This window comes from Paraburkholderia sp. BL23I1N1 (assembly GCF_003610295.1).
In the GTDB taxonomy this organism is placed as follows: Bacteria; Pseudomonadota; Gammaproteobacteria; order Burkholderiales; family Burkholderiaceae; genus Paraburkholderia.
Genome location: NZ_RAPV01000001.1, coordinates 6,782,653 through 6,794,565 on the forward strand (window position 1 = coordinate 6,782,653; position 11,913 = coordinate 6,794,565).

11 protein-coding genes are annotated in these 11,913 nt (G+C 60.3%); 6 read left to right on the forward strand and 5 right to left on the reverse strand.

The window, feature by feature from the left end:
* Positions 1-32 precede the first annotated feature (32 nt).
* The 4 genes from B0G76_RS31660 (at position 33) to B0G76_RS31675 (ending at position 4,007) form a co-directional block, all read left to right on the forward strand.
* A complete protein-coding gene (locus B0G76_RS31660; RefSeq protein ID WP_120295967.1) occupies positions 33-929 on the forward strand; it encodes a GNAT family N-acetyltransferase in 897 nt (298 codons plus the stop codon).
* A gap of 6 nt (positions 930-935) precedes the next feature.
* Entirely contained in the window at positions 936-1,862 is a 927-nt protein-coding gene (locus B0G76_RS31665) for a glyoxylate/hydroxypyruvate reductase A (protein ID WP_120295968.1), read from the forward strand.
* 196 nt (positions 1,863-2,058) lie between these two features.
* Positions 2,059-3,456 carry an aspartate aminotransferase family protein gene (locus B0G76_RS31670; protein WP_120295969.1) on the forward strand — a complete coding sequence of 466 codons (1,398 nt, stop codon included), beginning with the start codon at positions 2,059-2,061 and terminating at the stop codon, positions 3,454-3,456.
* A 53-nt stretch (positions 3,457-3,509) separates the two neighbouring features.
* Complete coding sequence (locus B0G76_RS31675; RefSeq protein ID WP_120295970.1) at positions 3,510-4,007, forward strand: Lrp/AsnC family transcriptional regulator; 498 nt, start codon at positions 3,510-3,512, stop codon at positions 4,005-4,007.
* A 14-nt stretch (positions 4,008-4,021) separates the two neighbouring features.
* On the opposite strand, the gene B0G76_RS31680 is transcribed toward B0G76_RS31675, so the two are convergent.
* The 3 genes from B0G76_RS31680 to B0G76_RS31690 form a co-directional block, all read right to left on the reverse strand.
* Entirely contained in the window at positions 4,022-6,304 is a 2,283-nt protein-coding gene (locus B0G76_RS31680; protein WP_120295971.1) for an LPS-assembly protein LptD, read from the reverse strand.
* Between the two features lie 146 nt (positions 6,305-6,450).
* Positions 6,451-6,849, reverse strand: coding sequence for a hypothetical protein (locus B0G76_RS31685; RefSeq protein ID WP_120295972.1), 399 nt, complete (start codon positions 6,847-6,849; stop codon positions 6,451-6,453).
* Positions 6,842-7,033 carry a hypothetical protein gene (locus B0G76_RS31690; RefSeq protein ID WP_120295973.1) on the reverse strand — a complete coding sequence of 64 codons (192 nt, stop codon included), beginning with the start codon at positions 7,031-7,033 and terminating at the stop codon, positions 6,842-6,844. Before B0G76_RS31690 ends, B0G76_RS31685 begins: the two co-directional genes overlap by 8 nt.
* Before the next feature lie 337 nt (positions 7,034-7,370).
* On the opposite strand from B0G76_RS31690, the gene bamA reads away from it, so the two are divergent.
* Entirely contained in the window at positions 7,371-9,680 is a 2,310-nt protein-coding gene (gene bamA / locus B0G76_RS31695) for an outer membrane protein assembly factor BamA (protein ID WP_183082183.1), read from the forward strand.
* A gap of 352 nt (positions 9,681-10,032) precedes the next feature.
* Positions 10,033-10,779 (forward strand): response regulator transcription factor, encoded by a 747-nt coding sequence (locus B0G76_RS31700; protein ID WP_120295974.1) that lies wholly within the window; start codon positions 10,033-10,035, stop codon positions 10,777-10,779.
* Between the two features lie 65 nt (positions 10,780-10,844).
* Here B0G76_RS31700 and B0G76_RS31705 read toward each other — a convergent pair whose 3' ends face one another.
* Complete coding sequence (locus B0G76_RS31705) at positions 10,845-11,174, reverse strand: hypothetical protein (RefSeq protein WP_147394107.1); 330 nt, start codon at positions 11,172-11,174, stop codon at positions 10,845-10,847.
* Between the two features lie 148 nt (positions 11,175-11,322).
* Complete coding sequence (locus B0G76_RS44640; RefSeq protein ID WP_120296943.1) at positions 11,323-11,685, reverse strand: DUF2866 domain-containing protein; 363 nt, start codon at positions 11,683-11,685, stop codon at positions 11,323-11,325.
* Between the last annotated feature and the right edge of the window lie 228 nt (positions 11,686-11,913).

Here is an 11,913-nt window from a genome sequence, read left to right on the forward strand (position 1 = left end):
GCGTAAGCCTTCAGCCATTCAGGGAGTACGGCGTGTCCGATTCGATCACCACTAGACGCTTCACCCATGAGGACATCGCCGCCGCGCACGCGCTGACGGTCGAACTCAAATGGCCGCACCGCGCGGACGACTGGAGATTCGTGGCGCTTCTGGGCGTGGGTTTCGTCGCGGAAGACGCGAGCGGCGTGATCGGCACGGCGTTGTGCTGGAAATACGGCGCCGAGCGCGCCTCGCTGGGCATGGTGATCGTGTCCCCGGAGCGGCAAGGGCGCGGCATCGGCAGAAAGCTGATGGAGCTGGTGCTGGAAGAACTCGGCAACCGGGTCACATTTTTGCACGCCACCGCAGCCGGTCAGCCCCTGTATGAAAAGCTCGGCTTTCGCGCGGTCGGCACGCTCGACCAGCATCAGGGCGCCGCATTCCGGCCGCCGCTCGTTTCCTTGCCGCCAGGCGAGCGGCTGCGCCCGCTCGGGTCGAGCGATACGGCCCGGCTGGTCGAACTGGCCTCGCAGGCAAGCGGCCTCGACCGTGGCGAAGTCTTGCCCGCGCTGTTGAGCGCCGCCGACGGCATCGCCCTCGATCGCGACGGCGAACTGGTCGGCTTCGCCCTGTTTCGCCGCTTCGGCCGGGGCTTTGCGATCGGCCCGGTGGTCGCGCCCGCGTCGGAGGATTCGAGCCGCGCCAAGGCATTGATCAGCCACTGGCTGGCGCTGAACGAAGGCGTGTTCGTGCGCATCGATACGCCGGGCGGGAGCGGGCTCACCGAATGGCTGGAGCAGTTGGGGCTGCCGCGGGTGGATACGGTCGTCAAAATGGTTCGGCATGCCACGCCGGCCGATCTTGCGAGCGCAAGCCACGCCGCTGGCAACAACGCAGACAACACCGCACCCTATCTGCAATACGGCATCATCAATCAGGCGATTCTCTGACCCACCATGGCCTTCCTTTATAAAGCCGACCCGGCGCGCGGCGCGCAATGGGCCACACTCTTCGCGCAGAAAGCACCTGACTTGCCGTTCCATATCTGGCCCGAGTTGGGCGACCCGGCCGCCATCCGCTACCTCGCCGCCTGGCAACCGCCTGAAGATCCCACTCGCCTCTTTCCGAACCTCGAAGTCGTGTTCTCCGTCGGTGCGGGCATCGACCAGTTCGATCTGTCGGGCGTGCCGGCGCATGTGCCGGTGGTGCGGATGATCGAACCGGGCATCGTGGAAGGGATGCTGGAGTACGTCACGCAAGCCGTGCTGACGATTCATCGCGATCTGTTCGATTACGGTCTTCAGCAACAGCAGCAGGTTTGGCGCGAACTGCCGCTCAAGCCGGCCAGCGCAAGGCGCATTGGCGTGCTCGGGCTTGGCGTATTAGGCATGGCCGTGCTGGAAAAGCTGCGCTTATTCGGCTTCGCCTGTGCGGGCTGGAGCCGGTCGCCGCGTGAGATCGAGGGCGTCGATTGCTATGCGGGCGAAAGCGCGCTCAACGAATTTCTCGCCCGCACCGATATTCTGGTCTGCCTGCTGCCGCTCACGCCCGCCACACGCGGTTTGCTCAATGCCGGGTTGTTCGCGAAGCTGCCGCGCGGCGCGTCGCTGATTCAAACGGGCCGCGGAGCGCATCTGAATCAGTTGGACCTGTTGGCGGCGCTGGACAGCGGCCAGTTGCACAACGCCATTCTCGACGTCACCGATCCCGAGCCGCTGCCCGCCGGTCATCCGTTGTGGACGCATCCACGTGTGCGTATCACGCCTCATATCGCCAGCGCGACGCGACCCGAAAGCGCCGTTGACGTGGTGCTCGACAATCTGCGCCGCCATCGCGAAGGCCTGCCGATGCTCGGTCAGATTGACCGGACCCAGGGTTATTGAGCGCGGCGCTCAATGAATGCCCGAATAAACACCAACCCCGCGCGCGGCTTTTCAGCGTCCGCAGCAGAAAATGCTATGACCACGCATCAAAACGCGTCGCGCGCGCTTTTCGGACAATTGTTTAGGTGAGCAGGCGATCGTCGTGGGTCAGTAGTATGGAGCCGTCAACAGCCCTTCCCCGCGACGAGAAACCATCATGCCGATTCATTCGCTCATTGAAGCCGACCGCAAGCATCTGATTCACCCCGTCATCAATTACCGCGCGCACGAAGCCCGCGGCGTCACCGTGCTCGAGTCCGCCAGCGGCGCGTTTCTGCGCGACGCGGCCGGCAACGAACTGCTCGACGCCTTCTCTGGCCTGTGGTGCGTCAATGTGGGCTACGGCCAGCAAAGCATTGTCGACGCCGCCACCGAACAGATGAAGAAACTGCCCTACGCGACCGGCTATTTTCATTTCGGCTCGGCCCCGGCGATCGAATTGGCGCAAAAGCTGGTGGCGGTGTCGCCCGCTTCGCTGCAACACGTGTATTTCACGCTAGGTGGCTCCGACGCCGTCGATTCGGCCATCCGTTTCATCACACACTATTTCAACGCAACCGGCCGGCCGTCGAAGAAGCACATCATCGCGCTGCAACGCGGCTACCACGGCTCGTCGACGGTGGGCGCGGGGCTGACCGCATTGCCCGCGTTCCACCGCCATTTCGATCTGCCGCTGCCGAACCAGCATCATCTGCCGTCGCCGTACGCGTATCGAAGCGATTTCGCCGACGACGCCGCGTTGATCGCCGCCTCAGTGGCCGCGCTCGAAGCGAAGGTGGCCGACCTCGGCGCGGACAACGTGGCGGCCTTCTTCTGCGAACCGATTCAGGGCTCGGGTGGTGTGATCGTGCCGCCGGTCGGCTGGTTGAAAGCGATGCGCGAAAGTTGCCGCAAGCTCGGCATCCTGTTCGTCGCGGATGAAGTCATCACCGGTTTCGGCCGCACGGGTCCGTTATTCGCCTGCCAGGGTGAAAACGTCGAACCGGATCTGATGACGGTGGCGAAGGGTTTGACCGCGGGCTATGCGCCGATGGGCGCCGTGCTGATGTCTGACGAAATCTATCAAGGCATTGCCGATGGCGACGCCGAAGCGATCGTCGGCCACGGCCATACCTATTCGGCCCATCCGGTCAGCGCGGCGATCGGTCTCGAAGTGCTGCGCCTGTATCAGGAAGGCGGCCTGCTCGCGAACGGCGTGGCGCGTGGCCCGCGGCTCGCCCGCGGCCTCGACGCGCTGCTCGCGCATCCGCTGGTAGGCGACTCGCGCCATCGCGGCCTGCTCGGCGCACTCGAACTGGTATCGGACAAAGACAGCAAGGCCGGTTTCGATCCCGCGCTGAAACTGTCCGAACGGATCGCCGCCGCCGCGTATGAGAATCGCCTGATTTTCCGGGCGTTCGGCGACAATATTCTCGGCTTTGCGCCGGCGCTCTCGTACACGGAAGGCGAGTTCGATCTGATGTTCGAGCGCCTCGAAAAAACCCTCGACGACGTTCTCGGGCAAGCCGATGTCCGGGCCGCGCTGAAGGTCAAAATTCATGCCACTGCGTGCTAGAGTAGAGGGCCCTTCGAGACCCTTTCACCCATCGCCGGAGCGATAACGTTACGATGAGCAGCGACAGCAAGCTGGACCGGATTGATCTGCGCATACTTTCCCAGTTGCAGAAGAAAGGCCGCATAACCAACGTCGAGCTTGCCGACGCGGTCGGCCTTTCGCCCAGTCCTTGCCTGATCCGGGTCAAACGGTTGGAAAAGGCCGGCTACATCATCGGCTACGGTGCGCAGATCCAGCTCGAAAAGCTCGGCGACGTGCAGATCGTGTTCACGGAAGTCACGCTCGCCGATCATCGGCGGGAAGACTTCATCAAGTTCGTGAACGCGATCAAAGACGTCGACGAGATCGTCGAGTGCCATCTGGCGAGCGGCGGCTACGACTATTTGCTGAAGTTCGTCACGCGCAGCGTGAGTCACTATCAGAGCATTGTCGAGGGCCTGCTCGAGCGCGATATCGGTATCGAGAAATACTTCAGCTACGTGATCATCAAGTCGCCGTTCGTGAAGAGTCACTACCCGCTCGAAACACTGTTCTCGCAGAACCACAACTAGTACAACAGCCCCTTTTACGGATAGTCGCTAAACCGGGATGTCGGTTCAGTTTCCGTGGTCGCCGGCGTATAACCCGGCACGTTCGCGCGAAACTGATTGAGCAAACCGTTATCCACCTGCGAAAAGCCTTTGAGCTGAAGCTGCATCAACACCCGCGTGCCAGTGCTGGGCGACGTGGTCGAGGTGGCATTGGTGTATTTCTCGAACGCGACGCCGAGCGACCAGCAATCCGCATCGTATTGAAGGCCCAGCAAGCCTGCGATCAGCCGGTGGGTACTCATGTCGTAATTGACCCTCGCGACACTGACAACGTTGTGCAATAGCGGCCATTGCTCGGAAACGATGAACTGATTGACCGGTTGATAGTCGAGCGTGCTGTTCGCCCGCGTGTAGCGATACGCGACATTCAACACCTGTCGTGAAGCGGGCGACCAACCGAAACCGGCTTCCGCATTCGTGAGGTAGCCATTGGCCTGGCTGTACTCCACGGCCTGTTCCGCTGAAAATCCTGCACCCAGCTTGTACGACGCGCCGCCAATCACACTCGTGCGCGCAACGGTGCTAATAGCATCGTCTGTGTTGAGGGTCACGCGTGGCGTGCGAAAGTCGTACTGCTCCGCAAGGACGAAGCGAGACCGTTCGTCGCCGCTCGCGGGATCGATGAAACGGGTCGTGAGAGCCGCCGTGAGGCGGTTGGCATCGGAGACCCGGTCATTGCCGACAAAGCTGTTGGGCATGAACAGTTCCGCCAATCCGAAATCGGCCGTCGCCGTATCGAACAACGGCGCGAACGACTGATTCCGGTAAGGCGTATACACATAGAACAGCCGCGGTTCGAGCGTCTGGATATACGATTGCCCGAAGAACCGCACGTTTCGTTCGAAGCGCATGCCCGAATCGAGGCTGAAGGTCGGCACATTGATGTCGAACGTCTTCGGCTGCCCGGCAGGCGCGCTCGATCCGATCGACGTCAGGTCATACGCGGCGAAATGCCATGCGAGCTTCGGCGTGATGAACCAGCCGGGGCGCTCGATCGGATAGCTGATGTAAGGGTTGAAAACGAAGCGGCTGCCTTGCGTCGCATCCGCAGAGGAGATCGTGAAGCGCGTCGCATCCGCTTCCGCGCCAAAGTCGAAGCCGCCCACGTTATAGCGCGCGTAATGGACATTGACCTGCGGTTCGCGGTTATAGGTCGAGTCGCTTGTAAAAGCCTGCCAACGCTGTTCGCGCGCCAGCACACTCCACGGTCCGTATGTGTAAGTCAGACCCGCTTCCTGCTGATATAGCGTGGTGGAACCGGTCGGAAACGCGACACCCGACGCGAGGTCGGTCACCACCGTCGAATCCGACACCCGGTTGTAATTGATGTAGGCGCCAAAGCCCGAGCCGAGATTCCAGTTCTGGTTCAGCGCAATCGAGTAACGGTCGGTTTTGGTAATTGCATCGTGCGGTAGCCACGCAACCGAGATCGACCCCGAAGCATTCGGCTGGAGATAGCGGTAATCCGCCGTCAACATCTCGCCTCGTTTCGACATGATGCGAGGCGTCAGCGTGAGATCGTAGTTCGGTGCGAGGTTGAAGTAGTACGGCAACGAGACGTCGATGCCGTTGGTCGAACTGATCGAGAACGTGGGTGGCAACAAACCACTGCGCCGCGCGCCGGACAAAGGAAACGATAGCCACGGACTCGCCAGCAGCGGCACGCCCTGGAAGAACAGCACGCCGTTGTGCGCGATCCCTTCGTCGTTGCCGCTATCCATGTCGAATTCGGAGGCCTTCAGGTACCACGCAGGGTCCGACTCGCATTGGCAGGTGCTATACGTCCCGTGATGAACAATGGTGCGCTCGTTATCGATCAGATCCGCGCGTTGAGCGCTACCCCACCCGCCCGTCAGGTGAAAGCGATACTTGGGCACACTGATAGTGCCCTCGTTCGCGTCGACGTAGAAATGCGCGTCCGGACCGTCGAACACATTGCCATCGTTTACAAGTCGCACCTGCCCGTAAGCGTCGGCCTTGTCGGTATCGATATCGTAGTGCAGCGCATCGCCCTTGACGATCGACGCATCGCGCCGCAGTTGCGCGTGCCCCTTCAGCGAAATGTCAGTGCCGGTCGTTGCGGTTATCGAATCGGCAATAGCCGACGTAGTGGGCTTGTCGCCCGGCCGCAAAGGTTGCTCGGTCAGTTGCGGATCCAGCCGCAAGCTCCAGACACCGTCGAGCGGTTCCGGCACCGCAGACGCGCCGACTAATTGCGCATATCCGGCCAATGGCACGCATCCGGCCGTACCCAGCATGAAAGAAACGAGAGGCCTTAAGCGTAGGCGTCGAAATACACCGCGTAGTATCAAAACAGATAAGGATCGGAAAGGAAGACAGACGCATCGAGGCGAACAGAAGCCCTGACCTGCGTCAGGATGAACTGAGGCGAGTGCGCGCGATGCTATTGGAGCGTGACGTCGTTAGAACGTGGATTCGGCGCGTCAGCGGTGCTCACTGCGCCACCGAGCGCCTGCAGCAGATACGGGATTTGCTCCGCGGGCAAAGAGAACGAAAACCCCGCGCTGCCGGACAAACGGAAGCGGATCACCACCATTTCCATGCCGTTCAGCCTGCCGACCTCCCAGCCCTGGCAGTGCAGCGCGAATCCCATCTCCTGATTGTTGTGAATCACACGGTCGGCGTGCTCGATTGCGTTCGGAAGCGCCACCAGCAGGTCATTGAGCACCGAGCGGTGGAGCGCCGCCGTGGGTTGATTGCCGTGTATCAGCAGATACTGACCATCCGCCGTCAACTGCATATCGGTGATCGAATTCAACATGAAGGTCGACGGATCAGACACGGCGCGCGCCCTCCCGCGTGCCTGCGGCATGATCCACGGCCCTGCCCTGCGCCGCACTCACCGTGCTGCCGGACACGTCGCGCAGCGTTCGCTTCGACGCCTTTGCCAGACATGCCGAAAAGATCGGCGATGAACTGACGCGTAAGACAGCCGCAAGAATCGCCGGTGAAAGAAATTCGATCATGATCAATTCTCCAAATGGTGCTACCCAGGTAGCGAAAGCCGACCATTTGACGATACCAGCGCAATTACGGCTTCAGGTTACGCGCGCCCTACGCTTCCTTCGGATCTGTAACGCATTATTTCCACTCCCACGCCGCAATCCGCACCCGCCTGAGCAACCGGCGCGATGCACCCATTAGCAACCCTAATGGGAGGAACGTTTTCGGTAACAGATAGCGGGGAAACACGATCCTATACTTCGCGCTTTCCAGAGCCATGGAACGTCGTTTCGAATGCATCGCTCGCTGTCGAGCGTTCTTGTTTGCGCTTCGCGCGCTGCATCAGGACAGAACCCCAAGATGAATCTTCAAGCTTTAACGAGCCGTATTGCGGGCGCGCTCTCGCTCGCCGGCATCACGCTGACAACCGGCTCGGCTCAAGCGGCACAGCCGTTCGTCGTGCAAGACGTCCGGATCGAGGGATTCAGTCGCATCGAACCCGGTACCCTCTTCGCTTATCTGCCTATCAAGCAAGGCGGCATGTTTAGCGACGATAAGGCTTCGGAAGCCATTCGCGCGCTGTACGCCACAGGATTTTTCAATGACGTCAAGATCTCGACTGAAGGCAATGTCGTTATCGTTCACGTTCAGGAACGCCCGGCGGTGGGCACGATCGACTTCGCCGGCATTCATGAGTTCGACAAGGAAAATCTGACCAAGGCACTCAGTTCGGTCGGGCTGTCGCAAGGGCGCTACTACGACAAGGCACTCGTCGTCAAAGCCCAGCAGGAATTGAAGCGCCAGTACCCGACGCGCGGATATTACGCGGCCGAAGTCACCACCACGATCACGCCGATCGACCGCAACCGGGTAGCGGTGTTGTTCTCGGTCGCGGAAGGTCCGAGCGCGAAGATCCGGCAGATCAACTTTATCGGCAACACGGTATTCAGCACGGACACGCTGCGCGACGAAATGCAGATGTCCACACCGAACTGGTTCTCGTGGTACACGAAGAACGACCTGTACGCGAAAGACAAGCTGACCGGCGACCTGGAGCACATTCGTTCGTACTACCTGAATCGCAGCTATCTGGAGTTCAGCTTCGAGTCGACCCAGGTATCGCTTACGCCGGACAAGAAGGAGATGTACCTGACGGTCACGCTGCATGAGGGCGAACCGTACACGATTTCGTCGATCAAGCTGGCGGGCAACCTGCTCGATCGCGACGCGGAGCTGACCAGGCTCATCGCGATCAAACCGGGCGAGCGCTTCTCGGCTGAAAAGCTGCAGGCCACCACCAAGACGATCGTCGACAAACTCGGCGAATACGGCTATGCGTTCGCCACCGTCAACGCGCAACCGCAGATCGATCAGGAACACCACAAGGTCGACATCACGCTGCAAGTGGACCCGAGCCGCCGTGTGTACGTGCGTCATATCAACGTAGTCGGCAACACACGCACACGCGATGAAGTGGTGCGCCGCGAAATGCGCCAGCTCGAAAGCTCGTGGTTCGATTCGAACCATCTCGCGCTGTCGAAAGACCGCGTCAACCGTCTCGGCTACTTTACCGATGTCGACGTAACCACCGTGCCGGTAGAAGGTTCGACCGATCAGGTCGACGTGGACGTGAAGGTGAGCGAAAAGCCGACCGGCGCGATTACGCTGGGCGCGGGCTATTCGTCGACGGACAAGGTGGTATTGTCAGCCGGTGTGTCGCAGGACAACGTGTTCGGCTCAGGCACCAGCCTCGCTTTGAACATGAACACCGCGAAGACCTACCGCACGCTGACGGTGACGCAAACCGATCCGTATTTCACGGTGGACGGCATCAAGCGGATCATCGACGTCTACTATCGCACCACCTATCCCCTTTACAACTACACCGACACGAGTTTCCGGATCATCACGGTCGGCGCGGACCTGAAATTCGGTATTCCGTTCTCCGAAGCCGACACCGCTTACTTCGGCGTCGGGCTCGAACAGAACCGGCTGACTATCGATTCGTCGACGCCTCAAAGTTACAAGGACTACGTAGCTGAATTCGGCGACGTCGTGAACAACGTACCGGTCACGGTAGGCTGGGCCCGGGACGATCGTGACAGCGCACTAATCCCGAGCCGCGGTTATTTCCTGCAAGGCAATGGAGAAGTAGGCACACCGGCTGGTGGCACCGAGTACTACAAGGCGGACGTTCAAGCGCAGTATTACTATTCATTCGCGCGCGGCTATATTCTCGGCCTGAATCTTCAAGGCGGCTACGGCAACGGTTTTGCCGGAAAGGCGTATCCCATCTTCAAGAACTACTACGCGGGCGGCATCGGCTCCGTACGCGGCTACGAGGCGGGTTCGCTCGGCCCGACCGACAAGACGACGGGCGACCCGATCGGCGGTTCGCGCATGGTCGTGGCCAATGTCGAAATGACGTTCCCGCTGCCGGGCACCGGCTGGGACCGGACGCTGCGCGTCTTCACCTTTGTGGACGCGGGCAACGTCTGGGGCGACGAAGGTAACAGCACGGGTGCCAACGGATTGCGGTACAGCTACGGCGCGGGTCTTGAATGGATTTCGCCGATCGGCCCGCTCAAGCTGTCTGTTGGCTTCCCCCTGGTCAGACACTCCACCGACAAGTACCAGGTGTTCCAGTTTCAGATCGGCACATCGTTCTGACCGGGAATACCGCTCGCGGTCTTTGCATAAGGACCGCGGGCATTACACGCATCATTCAGCCGCGTTTTCAACTCCTCCTGACGTCTTACCCCGCCTGAACCGGCTCCCGGTCCGTTCACAGCGCCGCGCATTCTCCCTCCTGCTCCGACTTCACAAAGTCTCCTCAATTTCGCCATAGTTGCTCCGACATTGGTCTCTATCATTCGCTCATCATCAGTGCGACCGCGTACGCTCTGCTTTCGGAGCCCGCTTTCTTAGCCCGCTATGTTGCTCCAAAAAAATAGCGAATTGCTGAACGTGAACATCGCACAGACGGCAATCTTCGATTCCGGTTGGGAGGTAACGCAGATTTATGACTATCAGCCTGCTTGTAGTCGAACCGGATCAATCAGTCCGGGATCAGTTGCGCTCTCACTGTCAAAAGAACCAGATCGCGCTCTCGGTACTGTATAGCGCGGTTCAGCTTGCCAGCCGGGCGGAACTGGAGTGTCCGTCAGCGATTCTCTTGCGCGCCGAGTCGCCGATGATCGAAGCGCGAGAGGCGCTGCGGCAACTTCGGTTAGCGGGCTACGACATGCCCATCTTCGTACAGAGCACCTCCGATGAGATCGTCGACAAAATCGTCGCTTTCGAATTGGGCGCGGACGACTATATCGTCGACCCGGTCGATCCGCACGAATTGACCGCCAGGATCAAGCGCGCCGTGCAACGCTGCAACCGCTCGCTTTGCGACGCGCCGGAAATTCGCGAGAAGGTTTCGTTCGGCAGTTACCAGATAGACTTCGCGACGCGACGCCTGGTGAAAGACGGTTGTGAAATCCCGCTGCGATCCGGCGAGTTTGCCTTACTCAAGCTATTCGCCAGCAACCCGATGCGAATCCTGACGCGCGCGATGGTCAACAGCCAGCTAGGCAGAGCGGAGAGCCAGAAGGCCAGTCTGGATGTTGCGGTCTGCCGCTTGCGCGGCGTGATAGAAGCCGATCCATCCGCCCCCAGGTTCATTCAAACCTTGCGCGGACGAGGCTATATGTTCGTACCATCGCCAGAGTCGTCACCCTCGCATGAAGCGCGCGAAAGTGCGCTGACGTTGCACGATTGAGGGGACTGAGAGAATTCCGCGAGCGGGATCGTAAAGCGGCTTACGTGCATGCAGGAGCGCATGCGCTATTTCCGGCCTTCCGCCACTGCCAGCTGCGTGATAGGCAACGTCAACGCGGCGTCGATCACGTCAACAATGTCCATATCGCCGAAATAATCGGCATACAGGTCGCCGGTCGCTGCCAGCAGGCCGCCGATTCCGTAGTTGAAGTCCGCCGGAACAATTGGCCTGAATCCCGAGGCATAGTGGGCGCGCGACGTGCACGCACCCAGATCATCCGCAGCGCCTGCGGGCGCGCTGCCGTTGCGGTTGCCGTCGCTGCGGGAGAAAGCATTGATGCTCTCCAGGCGCAAACCATGGCGGATCGCTGGGCAACAGATCGCTGCCGCGGCCATGACGAGTATGAGAACGCGCATAACGGAAATACTCAAAGTTGATCTTGTGAATCAGACAGCCATAGGACACCGAAGTTTTTTTGGCTAAATTACACTCTCTTTCTGCTGGACCGGGCGACCTGCTTTCGGTAACGATGTTGAGCAGCGCTCAGCCGCGCCGCAGACGCGCGCGGGCCGCAGGCGTAGCGGGGTCGTCCGTCAGGGCGTGACGCTGACCGTTACGATGCAGACGCACGCGTTCCCTGATCTCGGCCACGGTCGCGGCGCCGCGCACGGCAATGCAAGAGTACTCGCCGTTGCGATTGATCCACTCGACGATCCGGCAGCACTCGCCCCACGGTTGCATGAGTGGTGCGGAAACGCGGCAGCCGCGTATCTTCACGACGTCGGAAACCCGTGGTGCGCTAACACCGTTTTGAGCCTCGCGGCGGGCGCCGGCAGCGGCGGCTGTTTTTCGGCCGGGCTGGAAACCGCGCGATTCAGCACGGCTCACAGGTGAAGAAACTTGCATGAGATTGCTCCACTGACTGAACTCACCACTGGACACGGCCTCTTTGTCAGGCCACCGCAAAAGTGCCATACCATCATATCCAGACAACGCGCAGATACAACGAAGAAAGGATGGAGAAGTTGTGGAGATTCGCCGGCAACTGTGGATTGACACAGCATTCATCCAGAATTCAGCCATGCAAAGTGAAACGATCCGAATTCGTCCAAGCCGCCCTTTCTGGACCCTCCT